At 41.8% G+C, this 18603-nt stretch carries 17 protein-coding genes; all 17 read left to right on the forward strand.

All coding sequences use genetic code 11. The features are described from left to right. Nucleotides 1-105 precede the first annotated feature (105 nt). The 17 genes from icd to dnaI all read left to right on the forward strand — a co-directional run bounded on the left by icd (nt 106) and on the right by dnaI (nt 18518). Nucleotides 106-1380, forward strand: a complete 1275-nt coding sequence (gene icd, locus ACQ4XT_RS10775; RefSeq protein ID WP_446853681.1) for an NADP-dependent isocitrate dehydrogenase — start codon at nt 106-108, stop codon at nt 1378-1380. Between the two features lie 23 nt (nt 1381-1403). Then, nucleotides 1404-2342 (forward strand): malate dehydrogenase, encoded by a 939-nt coding sequence (gene mdh, locus ACQ4XT_RS10780; protein ID WP_160916347.1) that lies wholly within the window; start codon nt 1404-1406, stop codon nt 2340-2342. A 75-nt stretch (nt 2343-2417) separates the two neighbouring features. Further along, entirely contained in the window at nt 2418-2894 is a 477-nt protein-coding gene (locus ACQ4XT_RS10785) for a MaoC/PaaZ C-terminal domain-containing protein (protein ID WP_446853682.1), read from the forward strand. A 259-nt stretch (nt 2895-3153) separates the two neighbouring features. Further along, nucleotides 3154-3849: a response regulator transcription factor gene (locus ACQ4XT_RS10790; RefSeq protein WP_220585465.1), complete on the forward strand. Its 696-nt coding sequence runs from the start codon at nt 3154-3156 to the stop codon at nt 3847-3849. Next, nucleotides 3850-5604: a two-component system histidine kinase PnpS gene (pnpS, locus tag ACQ4XT_RS10795; protein WP_446853683.1), complete on the forward strand. Its 1755-nt coding sequence runs from the start codon at nt 3850-3852 to the stop codon at nt 5602-5604. A 708-nt stretch (nt 5605-6312) separates the two neighbouring features. Continuing rightward, nucleotides 6313-7272: an FtsH protease activity modulator HflK gene (gene hflK / locus ACQ4XT_RS10800; RefSeq protein ID WP_446853684.1), complete on the forward strand. Its 960-nt coding sequence runs from the start codon at nt 6313-6315 to the stop codon at nt 7270-7272. Further along, a complete protein-coding gene (gene hflC / locus ACQ4XT_RS10805; protein WP_446853685.1) occupies nt 7269-8195 on the forward strand; it encodes a protease modulator HflC in 927 nt (308 codons plus the stop codon). Before hflK ends, hflC begins: the two co-directional genes overlap by 4 nt. 187 nt (nt 8196-8382) lie before the next feature. After that, nucleotides 8383-11022: a DNA polymerase I gene (gene polA, locus ACQ4XT_RS10810; RefSeq protein WP_446853686.1), complete on the forward strand. Its 2640-nt coding sequence runs from the start codon at nt 8383-8385 to the stop codon at nt 11020-11022. Nucleotides 11023-11037: 15 nt separating this feature from the next. Beyond that, a complete protein-coding gene (gene mutM, locus ACQ4XT_RS10815) occupies nt 11038-11877 on the forward strand; it encodes a DNA-formamidopyrimidine glycosylase (protein WP_446853687.1) in 840 nt (279 codons plus the stop codon). 59 nt (nt 11878-11936) lie between these two features. Next, on the forward strand, nt 11937-12527 hold the full coding sequence (gene ytaF, locus ACQ4XT_RS10820; protein WP_446853688.1) for a sporulation membrane protein YtaF: 591 nt from the start codon (nt 11937-11939) through the stop codon (nt 12525-12527). Between the two features lie 12 nt (nt 12528-12539). After that, nucleotides 12540-13139 (forward strand): dephospho-CoA kinase, encoded by a 600-nt coding sequence (gene coaE, locus ACQ4XT_RS10825; protein ID WP_446853689.1) that lies wholly within the window; start codon nt 12540-12542, stop codon nt 13137-13139. Between the two features lie 131 nt (nt 13140-13270). Continuing rightward, a complete protein-coding gene (locus ACQ4XT_RS10830) occupies nt 13271-14305 on the forward strand; it encodes a glyceraldehyde-3-phosphate dehydrogenase (protein ID WP_446853690.1) in 1035 nt (344 codons plus the stop codon). A 246-nt stretch (nt 14306-14551) separates the two neighbouring features. Then, the gene (gene speD / locus ACQ4XT_RS10835; RefSeq protein WP_264187743.1) at nt 14552-14929 is read left to right on the forward strand and encodes an adenosylmethionine decarboxylase; all 378 of its coding nucleotides are present in this window, start codon (nt 14552-14554) and stop codon (nt 14927-14929) included. A gap of 270 nt (nt 14930-15199) precedes the next feature. Then, nucleotides 15200-15574, forward strand: coding sequence for a cytosolic protein (locus ACQ4XT_RS10840; protein ID WP_226591391.1), 375 nt, complete (start codon nt 15200-15202; stop codon nt 15572-15574). A 38-nt stretch (nt 15575-15612) separates the two neighbouring features. Then, nucleotides 15613-16077: a transcriptional regulator NrdR gene (gene nrdR, locus ACQ4XT_RS10845; protein ID WP_446853691.1), complete on the forward strand. Its 465-nt coding sequence runs from the start codon at nt 15613-15615 to the stop codon at nt 16075-16077. A gap of 135 nt (nt 16078-16212) precedes the next feature. Next, nucleotides 16213-17571 carry a replication initiation and membrane attachment family protein gene (locus ACQ4XT_RS10850; protein WP_446853692.1) on the forward strand — a complete coding sequence of 453 codons (1359 nt, stop codon included), beginning with the start codon at nt 16213-16215 and terminating at the stop codon, nt 17569-17571. Between the two features lie 14 nt (nt 17572-17585). Next, nucleotides 17586-18518 (forward strand): primosomal protein DnaI, encoded by a 933-nt coding sequence (gene dnaI / locus ACQ4XT_RS10855; RefSeq protein WP_446853693.1) that lies wholly within the window; start codon nt 17586-17588, stop codon nt 18516-18518. Nucleotides 18519-18603: the final 85 nt, after the last annotated feature.

An 18603-nucleotide genomic window follows, 5' to 3' on the forward strand; every position in this document is an offset into this window, starting at 1 on the left:
CAGCCGGTACGCCGGCAAGCCTCCCTTTTTATTCAACTTATTTTAACGTATGATAGAAGAGGATGATCCATCCATATTTCTTACAAAATATTAGGAGGGTTTATTGTGACACAAGCACAAAAAATTACAGTAGAACAAAACGGAACACTAAATGTACCAGAGCGTCCGGTTATTCCTTACATCGAAGGTGATGGAATCGGTCCTGATATTTGGGCAGCCGCTAGCCGCGTGATCGAAGCTGCCGTTGATAAAGCATACAATAGTGAGAAATCCATCGAGTGGAAAGAAGTACTTGCTGGTCAGAAAGCCTATGATGAAACTGGTGAGTGGCTTCCAGAAGCAACTCTTGACACAATCAGAGATTACAAGATTGCAATCAAAGGTCCTTTGACGACTCCAATTGGTGGCGGAATCCGTTCATTGAACGTTGCTCTTCGTCAAGAGTTGGACTTATTTACATGCCTGCGTCCTGTACGCTACTTCGAAGGGGTACCTTCTCCAGTTAAGCGTCCAGAAGATACAGATATGGCAATCTTCCGTGAAAACACTGAAGATATTTATGCAGGTATCGAGTGGCAAAAAGGAACACCAGAAGTGAAGAAAGTCATCGACTTCCTTCAAAATGAAATGGGTGTACATAACATTCGTTTCCCTGAAACTTCCGGAATCGGAATTAAGCCGGTTTCCGAAGAAGGTACGAAGCGATTGGTTCGTGCAGCAATTGATTATGCATTGAACGAAGGACGTAAAAACGTCACGCTCGTACACAAAGGAAACATTATGAAGTTCACAGAGGGCTCCTTTAAGGCTTGGGGTTATGAAGTTGCTGAAGAGGAATACAGTGATAAAGTATTCACATGGGCAGAGTATGACCGTATTGTTGAAAAAGAAGGTAAAGACGCTGCAAACAAAGCTCAGGATGCAGCAGAAGCTGAAGGTAGGATCATCGTAAAAGATGCGATTGCAGATATCTTCCTTCAACAAATTCTTACTCGTCCGAAAGAGTTCGATGTTGTTGCAACGATGAACCTAAACGGAGACTATATCTCTGATGCACTCGCTGCACAAGTGGGTGGAATTGGAATTGCTCCAGGTGCGAATATCAACTTTGAAACAGGACACGCGATCTTTGAAGCGACACATGGTACAGCTCCGAAGTATGCTGGTCTTGATAAAGTGAATCCATCTTCTGTTATCCTTTCTGGTGTGCTTATGCTTGAGCACCTTGGTTGGAGAGAAGCGGCTGATTTAATCACGAAATCTATGGACAAAACAATCGGAAGTAAAGTTGTCACATATGATTTCGCTCGTATGATGGAAGGCGCAACAGAAGTGAAATGCTCTGAGTTCGGTGATGAACTGATTAAGAATATGGACTAATCAATAAGGGAGAGTGGGTCATGATGGCTATTCGTAGAAACAAAGTATCCGTAATCGGTGCTGGTTTCACTGGTGCTACGACAGCGCTTATGCTCGCACAAAAAGAGCTGGGAGATGTTGTACTCGTTGATGTTCCTGATATGGAAGATCCAACGAAAGGAAAAGCTCTGGACATGTTGGAAGCGAGTCCTGTTCAGGGATTTGATGCGAAGGTTACTGGAACTTCTGACTATAAGGATACGAAAGATTCAGACCTTGTCATCATCACTGCAGGAATTGCTCGTAAGCCTGGTATGAGTCGTGATGATCTAGTCAACACAAACTCGAAAATAATGAAGAGTGTGACGAAAGAAATCGTCAAAAACTCTCCAGATTGTTTTATTGTTGTGTTGACGAACCCTGTTGATGCCATGACTTATTCTGTATTCCAGGAGGCTGGTTTACCTAAGAATCGTGTCATCGGACAGTCCGGTGTCTTGGATACAGCACGCTTCCGTACATTCGTTGCAGAAGAGTTGAATGTATCAATCAAAGACGTAACTGGTTTCGTTCTTGGTGGCCACGGTGACGATATGGTGCCACTAACACGTTATTCTTTCGCTGGCGGAATTCCTTTGGAAAAATTAATTTCCAAAGAGCGTTTAGATGCAATTGTTGAGAGAACGCGTAAAGGTGGCGGAGAAATTGTCGGTCTTCTTGGAAATGGAAGTGCCTATTATGCACCTGCGGCTTCGTTAGTCCAAATGGCAGAAGCAATTCTGAAGGATCAGCGTCGTATTCTTCCTTCCATAGCTTACTTGGAAGGGGAATATGGATATGACGGTATCTATCTAGGAGTTCCTACGATCCTTGGTGGAAATGGAATTGAAGAGGTCATTGAGCTTGAACTGACAGAAGAAGAAAAACAGCAGTTGGATAAATCGGCGGATTCTGTTAAAAATGTGTTGAATGTATTAAAATAAAGGGGAAGGGATTCGGGGAAAACCCTCGGATCCCTTTTTTTAACACTAAAGAAAACGCTTACAAGAGGTGAGGATATGTTAGGAAAGAAGAGAAAGCTTGGAAAGAAAATCAATGATTTGAAAACAGGCGAAAAATTCACGACTTCTTTTACAGTCGAAGACCGTGATTTACTTATGTATCTAGGTTTGACCAATGACGCAAACCCTTTGTATATTCAGCATGATTATGCTTCACAAACACCTTTTAAACGCCCGGTCGTACCTACAGTTATGGTGTTTGGTATGGTGTCGTCCATCGTATCCATGCATTTGCCTGGTCCGGGGAGTCACATCATCAAGCAAAATATAGAATACCCTAAACCGGTTTATCATTATGCAGACGTCCGTTTTAACGCCGAAGTAACAGCAATTCACAAAGAAGAACATCAAGTTGAACTTCAAGTGGTAGGATATGATGAAGAAGGCGACGAGGTCGTGAAAGGAATGCTTATCGTTCAACCACCGTATGAACCTGATTCTATGAATGCTATCTCATTGGAGAACTTTTATTAAATTCGGAACTGCCGCTTAGTTCTCACTGATAACAACAAGCCGCTCGGACTAAAATAGACCAGCGGCTTATTCCTCTTTTCTACATACCCCTAAAGATGGTCACACCATCCGCTTCCTTTTCCACATGATCTAAGAGTCTTTAAACGGATGAAAAAGAGCTTAATGTCTATATTAAGATTAAGTAAAAATGGTAAAGATCCGTATTCAAATTGTAAACTTCATTGTATGATGAAAGTAACTTGTAGTAGAGGTGATGTCATTGGAACAAAAAATTCTTATTGTAGATGATGAAGAATCTATTGTAACTTTACTAAAATATAATATTGATCAAGCAGGATATGAGACAGATGTGGCCTATAACGGTACGGATGCTCTTGAAAAAGCTTCGAAAGATCATTTTGACTTAATCGTCCTTGACGTTATGCTTCCGGGGATGGATGGAATGGAAGTATGTAAGAAGTTGAGGCAAATGCAAGTGAATACGCCTGTCCTCATGTTGACCGCTAAAGACGATGAGTTTGATAAGGTACTTGGTCTTGAGCTTGGTGCAGACGATTACTTGACCAAACCATTCAGTCCTAGAGAGGTCGTAGCTAGAATTAAAGCAATCTTGAGAAGAATGGTTCGGGAAAATGTAGTAAACGATCAAAAAATTATTCAAATTGCTGATCTATCTATTTACCCTGAACAATATGAGGCAACAATCAAGGACGAGCCTTTAACATTTACCCCGAAAGAATTTGAGCTTCTCCTATACCTGGCTCAAAACTTAGGTCGTGTTCTTTCCAGAGACCAACTATTAAGTGCCGTATGGAATTATGATTTCGCGGGAGACACTCGTATTGTCGATGTCCATGTGAGCCATTTACGTGAAAAAATTGAACCCGAGACAAAAAAACCAGTGTATATAAAAACAATACGGGGGCTCGGTTATAAAATGGAGGAGCCTAAATAAATGAGCTCCAATACTAGGCCACTGATGACCTATACGGTTTTAGTGGTCATTGTCATGTTAGGGCTGGGTATTATTCTCGCTCAACTGACCCGCGGCTATTTTATCAATATATTTGAAGAGAGAGTAGAGTTGGAAAGTCAATATTTCATCACGTACTTGGATCAATTTACGGAAGATAGGGAAGTAAGTCAGGATGAGTTGTATAACTTTAGTGAACAGTTGAATACAGGCATGATTTTTATATCGGATTCTGGAGATAGAATAATTGATACGGTTGATGCTGTACCTGTTATAAATAATGATGAAAAGCAGGAAGTGATTACAAGGGTTGAGAGTGGAACCTCCCCGATGAATGAAGGGCAGATGCTTGATGAGATCTTCTATTACCCTGTGAATAATAGTGTGGATGATATTAATGGTACACTTATTCTTCTGTCGCCCGTGGAAGCATTAACTAATATCACAAAAAACATCTGGCTTTTAATCGGTTTTACATTACTTCTTGGTCTTTTAGTCATTTTTGTAATTGGCTTTAACGTATTTTCGAAATATATCCGCCCTATTCGATCAGCCGCTAGTGTCGCTACAGAACTTGCAAAAGGAAATTATAAAGCAAGGACTTATGAAGGACATTTTGGTGAAGCAGGGCAACTTAGCCAGTCGATTAATATCCTGGCGAGAAATCTGCAGGAGATGACGAGTACAAAGGGGATGCAGGAGAATCAATTAGAAGCAGTCATCAACAATATGGGGAATGGGTTAGTATTGATTGATGAAAAAGGGTATATTCTACTTTTGAATCGTGCTTTCTTAGAAACGTTTAAAGGAGAGCAAAAAGACTTTATCGGTCATTTGTATCACGATGCTATCCCTTACACAACCATTCACGAGACAGTTCAGAAGATTTATATGTTTGAAGAAACGGTCAGTGAAACGTTTGTCCTGCCTGTCAATATAGACAGGAAACACTTGGAGGTTACCGGGGCTCCCATATTCAGCGAAGACCAAAAATGGAGAGGAGTCGTTTTGGTTTTCCATGATATATCTGAACTGAAACAGTTGGAGCAAATGAGAAAAGACTTTGTGGCTAACGTTTCTCATGAATTGAAGACACCGATTACTTCCATTCGCGGTTTTTCAGAAACCCTGCTTGATGGGGCTATGAAAGATGAAAAGATGCTCGAGCAGTTTTTACAAATCATCTTAAAAGAAAGTGGCCGGCTGCAGTCCTTGATCCAAGATCTTTTGGAATTGTCCAAACTTGAAAGGGATGACTTCCTTTTAAATGTTGAACAAGTGGAAGTCCAACGGTTGTTAAATGATTTACTGCCTATTGTTGAACAACATGCCGAGCAAAAAGAAGTGAAGCTCCACGCTTCCGTGGATGGAAATACTTTGATTCAAGGTGACTCCAGCCGCTTGAAGCAAGTGTTCATGAACTTGTTGACTAATGCTATTAATTATTCAGGAGATGAAGGGGAAGTTACATTAGAATTTCAAGAATCGGAAAATCATGTAACGATTAAAATCACTGATAATGGTGTTGGAATACCTGAGGAAGAAATATCCAGGATCTTTGAAAGGTTCTACCGTGTGGATAAAGCGAGAAGCAGGAACTCAGGTGGAACAGGTCTAGGTCTTGCCATTGTAAAACACATTGTAGAAGCCCATGAAGGGACCATCCATGTAGAAAGTGAAGTGGATGTCGGGACGTCGTTTTATGTTGAGATTCCAAAGAAGTTTACGGAAAATTAATATTTTATTAAATTAAGGTTAACATTACTTCGATAGAATACCTTTGAAACCCTTTCATCCAAGGTGTTTTCTCTTTTTGGCAGAAGCTTCCCTCGCTTCTGCCTTTTTTTGTTTCGATTCCGTTAAAACCTTGTAAAAATACGCCCCTATACTTCCCATTCAAAATCCAATCCCTTAAACCAATATTCCACTATACAGCAGGATTGTTGAAGTCTCAATTTCGAGTTGTACTCGGGGTTCGTTCCCTGGTGAAGCGTCAGGGATGGCTCGGAATCCAATCGTCCAGCTCCATCGCACTGGCACTCGTGTCTACAAGGGTGGGTCCGCATTTGAAAACTTTCCTGTGTGGGAGTGCCGAGCTTCTTTGGGCGGTCTGAAGCCCTAAGGGATACCGCTTATCTCCTTTCTCAACGAAACTTCCCAACCCCTTTTCGATGTTGGAGAGAAACGAACCCCTTCACTGCGTCAGGATGACTTTCACTATGCTGGTGTTAATAAGCATAAAGCGCTCTATAACAACCTTTTCGCATGCAGAGTAGCTTCCAAGGGAGTTAATTCCCCTCCGCCCCACCCACTAAACAAAAGTCTCGAAACGGAGTCTTCCACAATCGGGAGCTTTAGTTATGAAAAAATGGAGGTTACTTTTTTGAAACCTTTTTGTTACATAAACGTAATTATAGTATCCATAAAGATAAAGGGGAAGTCGATATGAGTCTTAGACAACTATACAAATGGACGGGCCTTGTTGTCGTAGGTGTGTTATTAATTATCGCTCTTATAACGACATGGTACACCGTAGATGAATCAGAACAGGCCGTGGTCCTTACGTTCGGAAAAGCTGAAGATGGCATAACAGAACCAGGCTTGCACTTCAAAATGCCATGGCCGATCCAAGAAGTAGAAAAAATGTCGAAAGAAACGTTCAGCTTGGATTTCGGTTTCGATGACAGCGGAGAAGAAACGGATAAAGTAACGATGATTACAGGTGACGATATGATTTTACAGGCCGATCTCGTCGTCCAATGGAAGATTACGGATCCAGCTGCTTATTTGTTTGCCTCGGAGAAACCTGAACAGGTTTTATTTAATGCCACATCTTCTTCACTTAGAGGTGTCATTGGAAGTAGTGAAATTGATGAAGCTCTAACATCTGGTAAAGCTGAGATTGAAAATGAAGTGAGAGAAGGATTAGTCAGTTTAATTGATAGCTATGAAATTGGTGTATCCATTATAGATGTACGTCTCCAGGAGGTCGATCTTCCCAACAAGGAAGTGCGCTCTGCGTTTACAAAAGTGACAGACGCTCGTGAACAAAAGCAAAGTAAAGTGAATGAAGCGGAGAAGTATGCCAACCAGAAACGTGAAGAAGCGCTTGGTGAAAAGGACGCGATTATTCAAAGGTCGGAAGGTGCGAAAGTAGAGAGAATTCAACAAGCAACGGGGGCTGTTGCTAGTTTTAATGCCTTGCTTGAGGAGTATCAGGGGAACGAAACGATTACCCGTGAGCGTCTTGTGATGGAGACACTTGAAGAAGTACTTCCAGAGGCTAATGTATACATTATGAATGATGATGGAAACACAATGAAATACCTGCCATTAAATCAAGGAACCGTTCAAAATGTTGTACCTCCTAGTTCGGCTGAAGATGAGGAGAGTGAAGAATCATGAGTGAAGAAATCTTTAATGAAAATGAAAAACAAAAGAAGGACCTCAGAAAGTACGTGAAAGCTGGAGTCACATTACTTGTCATTATAGGGATTCTCCTTATAGGTATAAATTCAATTGTGATTGCTAAAGAAGGGGAGTATAAGGTCGTTCGCCAATTTGGAGATGTTGTGAAAATTCACGAAGAGCCGGGGCTTAAGTTCAAGATCCCATTAGTACAAGAAGTATCCACCCTCTCTAAAAAGAAGATGGTCTACGATGTGGATGAAAAAGAGATCACCACTTTGGATAAAAAGCGGATGATTATCGATAATTATGCCATATGGAGCATCACTGATCCCGAAAATATGATTGCTAATGCCAGGACTGAGATGAATGCAGAAGCGAGAATGGGAGAGTTTATTTTCTCCATTGTTCGATCTGAATTAGGGAAGATGAATTTTTCTGAGATTATTAATGAGGAAGAAAGTTCCAGAGGCGTATTGAATGAAGAAATTACGGCCAAAGTTAACGAATATTTGCAAAGAGATAATTATGGCATCGTTGTAGATGACGTGCGAATAAAGCGCTCTGACCTGCCGGAGGCAAATGAGGAAGCGGTTTTCAATCAAATGATTACAGACCGTGAAAAAATAGCTCAGCAGTACTTGTCAGAAGGGGAAGCGGATAAGAGTAGAATTCGCGCAGAAGTGGATCGGGAAGTACAGGAAATGTTGTCTACAGCCCGGGCAAATGCTGAAAAAATACGAGCAGAAGGAGAACAGGAAGCTGCTCAGATATACAACAATGCCTTTTCTCAAGATCCTGAGTTCTACCAACTTTATCGAATCCTGGAATCTTATAAGAAGACGATTGATGGGGAGACGACCATTATTCTTCCTCAGGATTCTCCTTATGCTGAATTACTTTTAGGTTATTTTGAATAAACGATCAGGCGCGCCTTTTTCCTCTCTACTGTAAACGTGGTAGAATGATGAAAAAGGCGTTTTTTATATAGTAATGGAACCTCAGAATCCATTGAAGAAATATACATTGATTCATTAAACCAACGAAGACTAAGGAAAAGAAACAGATGGAGATCATCGAGTATCATCTATAACGAGGAGTGAGCCAATGGCTGAGAAAGTGGTATTAATTGATGGGAACAGTATTGCGTACCGGGCATTCTTTGCATTGCCTTTGTTGAACAATGATAAAGGCGTGTACACGAACGCCGTGTATGGATTTACAACTATGTTGTTGAAAATTCTGGAAGAAGATCAACCGGATCATCTGCTCGTTGCTTTTGATGCTGGTAAAACAACATTCCGTCATAAAACTTATGAGGATTATAAGGGTGGCCGGCAGAAAACTCCTTCTGAACTATCTGAACAATTCCCTGTCCTCAAGGAACTCCTGGATGCGTTTGAAGTCAATTATTATCAGCTTGAGAATTATGAAGCGGACGATATCATAGGAACTCTTGCGACACAGGCGGGGGAAAAGGGCCTTGAAGTGAAAGTGATTTCAGGGGACAAGGATCTCCTTCAACTTGTGAATAAGAACATTACCGTGAGCCTGACGAAAAAAGGGATTACTAATGTGGATACATACACCCCTTCTTTCCTTATGGAGAAGATGGAAGTCCGTCCGGATCAGATTATTGACCTGAAGGCGCTCATGGGAGATAGTTCTGATAATATTCCTGGTGTCCCCGGGGTTGGTGAGAAAACGGCGGTCAAACTTCTGAAGCAATTTGATACGCTGGAAAACCTTTATGAGAACTTAAGTGATGTGAGTGGGAAGAAGTTGAAAGAAAAACTGGAAACAAATAAGGAAGAGGCGTTGATGAGTCAGCAGCTGGTTACCATCGAGCGTGAAGCCCCGATCGAAATCAACATCTCTGATATTGGTTATTCCGGTTATCAATCTCAAAAAGTGAGCGAGTTTTTTAAAGAGCTTGGATTTCAATCGCTGCTTTCCCGTGTCCAGGAAGGCGGTGCAGAATCTGAAGAAGCTCATGAACTCCCGGAGATTGATGTAGAAGTGGTCCAGGAATTAACAGCAGATCTTTTCACAGGGGAAGAGGCGGTGGTGGTCGAAATGCTTTACGACAATTACCATACGGCACCAGTGGAAGGCATTGCTATTGTGAATGACCAACGAAAATTTGTCCTTACAATGGAAGATGCTAAAAACTCGGACGCGTTTCAAACGTGGGCAGAGAGTGCAGAAAATGAAAAATGGGTCTTCGATGCAAAACGGACGTGTGTGGCTCTTTTGCGTCATGGGATTGAGATGAAGGGGATCACGTTCGATTTATTGCTTGCTTCTTATTTGATTAACCCCGCAGAGAATAACCATGATATTCCTGCGATAGGCCACCGTTTAGGTGAAACAGCCGTCAAATACGACGAAGAAGTGTATGGAAAAGGCGCTAAAATGAAACGTCCAGATGATGATCAGGACTTCTATGAGCATATTGGCAGAAAAGCATCTCTTCTTTATAACATGAAAGAGGATATGGAAAAGAAACTGAAAGAAAATGAACAATATCAGTTATTCAGAGAACTTGAAATGCCATTAGCGCTTATTCTTGGTCGGATGGAGCATCGTGGTGTATGTGTGGACGTTGAGAGGTTGGAAAATATGGGGGAGGAACTGGAAGAACGGTTGAATAAGGTTGAACAGGAAATTTACGAACTTGCAGGAGAGAAATTCAACCTCAATTCCCCTAAACAACTAGGGCCGATTTTATTTGAGAAGCTGGAGCTTCCGGTTATCAAAAAGACGAAGACCGGTTATTCCACTTCTGCGGATGTTTTAGAGCAATTGGAAGATCAACATGAGATCATCCCTAAAATCCTTCTTAACCGTCAGCTCAGGAAGCTGAAGTCGACGTATATCGAAGGTCTTCTCAAGGTCGTTCATGAAGAGACGGGGAAAATTCATACACGCTTTAACCAAGCTCTTACACAAACCGGGCGGTTAAGTTCTACGGATCCTAACTTACAGAATATTCCGATCCGCCTTGAAGAAGGGCGTAAAATAAGACAGGCCTTTATTCCATCTCAAAAAGGGTGGGTCATGTTTGCGAGTGACTATTCTCAAATCGAACTTCGTGTCCTCGCCCATATTGCTCAGGATGAAAAGCTTATGCAGGCATTTAAAGAAGGGGAAGATATTCACACCCAGACAGCAAGTGAAGTTTTCGGTGTATCAAGAGACGACGTTACAAGTGAAATGAGAAGACAGGCGAAAGCAGTAAACTTCGGGATCGTTTACGGAATCAGTGATTATGGTCTGTCACAAAGCCTTGGTATTACTCGGAAAGAAGCGCAGGCTTTCATTAATAAATATTTTGAGAGCTATCCTGGAGTCAAATCTTACATGGATGAGACTGTAAGGGAAGCAAAAGAGACAGGATATGTATCAACATTTATGAACCGTAGACGATACCTGCCTGACATCAAGAGCCGGAATTTTAATAAACGCAGCTTTGCCGAGCGAACGGCGATGAACACCCCCATTCAGGGAAGTGCAGCCGATATTATTAAAAAAGCGATGATTGACCTTGAAGAAAAACTTCAAGACGAGAACATGCAAGCCAAAGTCCTCCTTCAAGTGCATGACGAATTGATCATTGAAGCACCAAAAGAAGAAGTGAAACATCTAGAAGAGATTGTATCCTCTGTCATGGAAAATACCGTTGATTTAGATGTTCCTCTAAAAGTCGATTCTTCTTATGGGGACACTTGGTATGATGCAAAGTAAGAGGAGAATGAAACGATGCCAGAGTTACCTGAGGTAGAAACAGTCAGAAAAACATTGAAACATCTCGCTTTAGGAAAAGAGGTTGAAAAGGTATCCGTGTTTTGGGGGAATATCATTAAACAGCCTCAAGACCCCAAAGAGTTTGAGCAGTTATTGGTCGGGCAGACCATTCGAGATATCGATCGTAAAGGAAAGTTTTTAATCTTCCATATGGATGACATTGCACTCGTTTCCCATCTGCGAATGGAGGGGAAGTTTGGTGTTTACGAGGGTGCGACCGAAAAAACGAAGCATACCCACGTGATCTTCCATTTTACAGATGGAACAGAACTTCGATACAACGATGTGCGGAAATTCGGGACCATGCACGCTTTTCCAAAAGGAATGGAGCTTAAAAACAAACCGCTTATTCAATTAGGACCTGATCCGTTTAATGAAGCTTTCACCGTGGATTATTTTTATGAGAGGCTTAGGAAAACATCTAGAAACATGAAAGCGGTCCTGCTTGACCAATCGATTGTAGCAGGCCTTGGGAATATTTATGTAGACGAAGCCCTCTTCAGGGCAGGCATTCATCCTGAGCGTATCGCCAATACTCTGACAAAAATTGAGGTTGAAAAGATTCGTGAAGCAAGTATTTCCGTTATCCTTGAGGCTATTGAACAGGGCGGAACGACCATTCGCTCCTACTTGAACAGTCAGGGAGAAATCGGGATGTTTCAGCAGAAGCTCCGTGTTTATGGAAAGCAGGATTTAGAGTGTCTTGAATGTGGCACACCGATTACAAAGTTGAAGGTCAGCGGAAGAGGGACTCACATCTGTCCTAAGTGTCAACCTTTACACACTACTAGGTAAACCCCCATATACTATCCCACAGCTTAAGATATGAAGGTGTGGGATGCATGGGGATTGGGATGTTCATTTTTTTGTTCGTTACAGCAGTCAGCATCGATAGCTTTGGAATCGGCTGCGTCCTGGGTTTAAAAAAGGTCGGCCTTACTTTAAGAGGCGTCTTTTTAATTGCGAGTGTCTCCGGTTGTATGTTTCTTTTGTCCTCTTATTTTGGACATTTGCTGGCAGCGGTCGTGGCAGCAGAAGACGCCGAACGCGTGGGGGCACTTGCATTAATCGGTATCGGGATCTATTTTTTATGGCAATTTTTTAAGAAAGAAAAGGATAGTGAGGAAAAGAAAGAGCCTTGGCTTAATCCAGCAAAAGTACTGAACGACCCCTTAGCGGCGGATGTAGACCACTCCGGTGGCATCCAAGGGAAAGAAGTATGGCTGCTGGGAGCAGCGCTGTCCCTTGATACCATTGGAGCTGGAATCAGCGGAGCGCTCATTGGAATTCCTATCTTATTTACAGCGGTCATGATTACCGTAGCGACTTTCTGCATGCTTGGGTGTGGAATTTTGAGTGGTTCAAAGCTTAGTGATAAAGCGGAAAGCTTGTCCATTTTACCTGGAGTGTTACTTATCATTATCGGGCTGATCAAGTTGTCTTAAGGAGGTGTCAGGATGACTTTAGTCATCGGATTAACAGGAAGTATTGCAAGTGGTAAAAGTACCGTAGCAGAGATGTTCAAGAACATGGATATTCCTGTTATTGATGCCGATCAAATATCAAGGGATGTCGTCAAACCTGGTGAACCTGCCTATCAAGAAATAGTAGAAGCTTTTGGAGAACAGGTGCTTCAAGAAGGCGGGGGTCTGGATCGGAAAAAACTCGGCAAGATCGTCTTCAGTGACGAAATGAAGCGGAAACAGCTAAATGGCATTGTTCACCCTAAAGTAAGGCAAGAGATGATCAGGCGGCGAGAAGAGTATAAGCAGAAACAATATCAAGCAGTCGTCCTGGATATTCCATTGCTGTTTGAAAGCAACTTAACCGATTACGTAGAAAAGATCCTCGTTGTGTATGTGGACGAAAAAACACAATTGGAACGCTTGATGGAAAGGGATCAGTCGGGGCGAGAGGAAGCTGAAGAGCGGATTCACGCACAGATCCCAGTGAAAAAGAAAGCAGAAATGGCGGATGCGGTCATTGATAATACCGGAACAATTGAACAAAGTTCACAGCAATTAAGAGACATACTTCAAGGTTGGTACATCGTATAATAACACGTCTGAGTAGACGTGTTATTTTTTGTGGAAAGTTTTCGTTCTGTATGTAAAACCGCTTACAATATGTTATACTAATCTAGGAATTACAGAGTAAAAGTATATCATATATAGGGGGCTGGAACAGCATGGGGAAAACAAAGATTGCTATTAACGGGTTGGGAAGAATTGGTCGCATGGTATTTAGAAAGGCTGTGGCGGATGAATCTATGGAGTTGGTCGCCGTTAATGCAAGTTATCCAGCTGAAACAATTGCTCACATGATTAAATATGACAGTGTGCATGGTCGTTTTCAAGGAGAGGTCAATGTCGTAGATGGGGACTTAGTCGTTAATCGGAAAAAAGTGAAACTGTGTTCAACAAGAAACCCATTGGAACTTCCATGGGATGAAATGGATATTGATATTGTTATTGAAGCAACGGGCAAGTTCAAAACAAAAGAAGAAGCAGGTCTTCATTTAGAGTCTGGAGCAAAAAAAGTCATTATTACAGCGCCTGGAAAACAAGTGGATGCGACAATTGTGATGGGTGTTAATGAAGAAACATATATGCCGGGGAGTCATGATGTCATTTCCAATGCTTCCTGCACAACCAATTGTCTCGCCCCTGTAGTGAAAGTGTTGGAAGATGAATTCGGGATTGAGAATGGTTTGATGACAACGGTCCATGCCTTCACCAATGATCAGAAGAATTTAGATAATCCACATAAAGATTTACGAAGAGCTCGCGGGTGCACTCAATCCATTATCCCGACATCAACAGGTGCAGCCAAAGCCTTAGGAGAAGTGATCCCGAGTCTTCAAGGGAAGTTGAATGGTATGGCCTTACGCGTACCGACGCCAAATGTATCTCTTGTTGATCTTGTCGTCGATTTAAAAAGGGAAGTTACGGCCGACGAAGTAAATGAAACATTTGAGAGAATGGCTAAGGGTGAAATGAAAGGGATATTGGAATACAGTGAAGAGCCACTCGTTTCCATCGATTACACGACTTCATCATCCTCAGCGATCATAGATGGTTTATCTACACAAGTCATCGATGACCGTAAAGTAAAAGTACTGGCCTGGTATGATAATGAGTGGGGATATTCCTGCCGTGTGGTAGATCTTGCTAAGTATGTCGGGAACATGATGAAAGAAGAGAAAGAGGCACGTGTTTCATAAATGACCGGAACCCTATTGCATCTATGCCCCCCATGGGAGCAGTAAGAATAGTTGTACAAAACCCAGTAAAATATTTCTTGCAAATTAAGGGTAAACCATATATACTTTCTCTTGAACTTCTGAATTTCATATAAATTCATGTCTACTCAAAGGGTTAGGACCTCTCAGGACTAACTTTCCCCCGTGGTAGTTCATGGCTGTTATTTCAGAGGTATTGAAGTGAATGTACAAAGGGGGATCCTTAATATGGATACAATGGGAAGACACGTAATTTCTGAATTATGGAATTGTAATGAAGAAAAATTGAACGATATGTCGTATATAGAACAAGTCTTTGTAGATGCAGCTCTTAAAGCTGGTGCAGAAGTGCGGGAAGTCGCGTTTCACAAATTTGCTCCTCATGGCGTTAGTGGAGTAGTCATCATTTCTGAATCACACTTGACGATTCATAGTTTTCCAGAGCATGGATATGCAAGTATTGATGTTTACACATGCGGAGACCGCATTGATCCTAATGTTGCCGCTCAGTACATCGTCGATGCACTAGAAGCGGGTAAGAATGAAACAGTAGAAGTACCAAGAGGAATGGGACCTGTAGAAGTACAGCAGTCTCGTGCCCTATAACGTAAAAAGAAGCCGCGCAGGATTCCTGCGCGGCTTCTTTTTACATTCATCTATATAGTTAGTTGCTCTGTGCTATTCGGTAGTAATTCCTTAAGACCATCTTGAAATGTTCGATGGAGTATAGGGTCCTAAGGGAAGGGCCAGTCTAGTTCAGACACAATCACTAAAAACTGTAAAAGAACCTTAGGTTTCAATAATCATTTCTTATTTTCATAAGTCATGTTAAAATAAAGGGAGATTATGTCGAATGGAATTGAAGGGGTTAGGTAAGTGAAAGCATTTATTTCCAGGTATTTCAGCAACCATTCCGAGACGAGTGAAGAGCATAAGGATTCAGCGCTTGTCACACACTATTATAAAGCCAAGCATGATGATCTTTTCCGTGCTGTTGAAGGGTTGTTTTCGTCGCCTTCAGAAATTGTAGCAAGTTCTAAAGAACGTGGAGAACTGACCGTGAAATATAAAGGGAACAGACGCGCGTTTATAGTGGCCACAATCATAATGGTACGCCCATTTCGAACGGCCGTTGACTTTTCTGTCACCACGGACTCAGGAGGTCCTGTTGATTTTGGACACAGCCGAAATCTAATCGTTCAGCTTTATAAAAAATTGGACAGTCAGTTCACAACGGTGGATCCTTCCTGAGTACTGCCGAAAAGAAGATGATGTGGAGTTGATCATACGTGAAGTGCCCGAATTGCCACTATAAAAGTACAAAAGTCCTTGATTCCAGGCCGATTGAAGAAGGACAGGCGATCAGACGACGCAGAGAGTGTGAACAATGCCAATTCAGGTTTACAACTTTCGAACGGATTGAAGAAGTTCCACTGATTGTCGTGAAAAAAGAAGGCACAAGAGAAGAGTTCAGTCGTGAAAAATTGATGCGTGGACTGATTCGAGCTTGTGAAAAGAGACCAGTGGCCGTGGAGGAACTGGAAAGAGTAACAATGGATATCGAGAAGGAATTAAGAAATCGTGGCGTTTCTGAAGTCATGAGTGAAGATATCGGTGAAATGGTGATGGAGCGTCTGTCCGGCATTGATGAAGTTGCTTATGTTCGTTTTGCTTCCGTATATCGACAGTTCAAGGACATCAACGTTTTCATTGACGAATTAAAAGAATTAATTAAACATGAAGACAATGAATGAGCCTGTTTCGGCTCATTTTCTTTTTCTGGGATCTTAGATTTTGGAGGCAGTCAGTTGTTTTAAATTTGAAACGAATGATTGCTTCCTGTTTGAAATACAATGAACAAGCTTTAACGATTGAAGGAGGTGGAGGCGGTGAGTTACTCTATTGGCAAGCTGCTCCCCGTGGACGGATTTAAGATTATACGGAATGGAGAGCTGCCTCGAAGTTTTCATCGTTCCTTATCACATTTATATCAGCCGATTATAGGGAGGTTGGCGGTTTCGCTATACCACGTCCTGATATCGGAATCGGACATGATTGAAGGGGGGCAGGTACAGTCTCATCATACATTGATGTCTTACCTTTCTGCTCCTCTGGACAAAATTTATGAGGCGAGGGGGAAGTTAGAGGCTATTGGACTACTGCGAACGTTCCGCTCGATTGATGAGGATCAGCAGGCAGTATATCTGTACTCCATACACCCTCCTTTTTCTCCTGAAGAGTTTTTTCTTGATGATATGCTCTCGTTGTTGCTGCATCATGAGTTGGGAAAGGAAAAGTATGAGCGCTTAAAGAGCCGTTTATTGAATACTGGACAAACGCTTGATGGTTTCACGGAAGTAACCGCCACTTTTGATGAAGTCTTCCATAATAAAATGATTGAAACTGTGCAAAGAGAAACGGAAACCATTGCGAAGCAGCAAAATCATCAACAAGAATCCAGAGGCCCCGTAGCATCTATGGATCGAGTAGATTTCAATTGGCTGAACCATGCATTAAAGAAGCGCATGTATCCATCAGAACAAATATTGACTGGTCGCAACAAAAAGTTGATTGTCCAACTGGCGACGTTGTATGACCTTTCTAACACGGAGTTGGAAAAAGCGGTCACGTGGGCTATTGATGAAAACCATTATTTAGTGGAAGAAGAGTTGAAGGCGGCCTGTCATGATTTTATGAAAGAACAAAAAAATGACAGTCAGCGGAATTCGGCTCTAGACCGAAGAGAGAAAATGAAAGTGGAAAACAAGTCAGCCAATGGTACGAAAGAGGACCAGTTTATACAAATGCTGGAGGAAATCTCTCCTAGGGAATTGCTTGAGGATGTTTCCAATGGTAACCGTGCTTCTGAACAAGACCTGAAAATGATTCGTGACGTGATGACAGAACAAGGGATTGAACCCGGTGTTATGAATGTGCTTGTTCATTACGTATTATTAAAAACAGATATGAAATTGTCGAAACCTTACCTTGAGAAAATCGCAAGTCACTGGGCAAGGAAAAATGTAACGACCGTGAGACAAGCGATGAACCTGGCTAAGGCGGAGCATCAGAAATATCAGCAATGGGGCAAACAGAAGTCCCAAAAACGTAAAAACCAAAAAGAAGAAGTCATTCCAGCCTGGTTCAAACAACAGGACGTGCCGCAGCATGAGGAAAAGGAAGCGGTACAAGTTAATACGGATGACATAGCTGCAAGGATTAAGAAGCTGACGAACAAAGGTAATTAAAAGGGGGGATACCAATGGAACCTATTCAACAATCATTAAAAAAATGGATGCGTAACAATGAGCAGTTTCAAAAACGAATGAATCACATGAAATCGGAAGTTATGGAATCCTCAGAAGTGAAAAAGTTGATGCAGGAGCATGAAGAATTAACGGAAGAAGCTATTGAGAAACAGTTGATAAAACTCTATGAATACCGAACTCAATCAAAAAACTGTGAGAAATGTCCAACACGTGAAGAATGTATCAACATCCTTCCAGGTTATGTTCCAAGAGTAGAAGTGGAAGGTTCTGATGTGAAGTTGATTTATGATAAATGTCGTCGTCAACGGAAACATGAACAGCAGGAAGAGCAGAAGTCTTTAGTTAGAAGTCTCCATATGCCACGTGAAATTCTTGAGGCTTCATTAGAACGGATGGATCTTCAAGACCCGGATAGGGGAGCTGCTGTGGAACGAACCGTCCAATACATTGAAGGTCTTAATGATGAACTGCCAAGTAAGGGACTTTACTTTCATGGGCCATTTGGTGTGGGAAAAACTTATTTCCTGGGAGCTATTGCCAATGAACTAAGCTCTAAAAATATTCCTTCCATGGTCATCTACATGCCGGAATTTGTAAGAGAAATTAAAGCATCCATCAAAGACGATTCTATGAATGAAAAGATTGAGGCATTCAAAGAAATTCCTGTTCTCATGCTCGATGATATCGGGGCGGAATCTCAATCTGCGTGGTTTAGAGATGAAGTCCTCGGAAGTATCCTCCACTACCGAATGATGGAAAGACTTCCGGTTTTCTTCACATCTAACTACAATTTGAATGAGTTGGAGAAGGTGTTGATGACGAGTAACCGTGGAGATGTAGAACAAGTAAAAGCAAAAAGAATTACAGAGCGGATCCGCCAACTGAGTGAAGGCGTCCACGTGAATGGGCGGAATAGGCGAGGATAACGATTATAAAAAAGAAGACAATAGCATGATTCCCTCCCTTGTCACATAAATATAACAAGGAATAGCCAACTTTATGTCATAGGTG

The sequence above is a fragment of the Halobacillus sp. 12SKB genome, assembly GCF_052941655.1.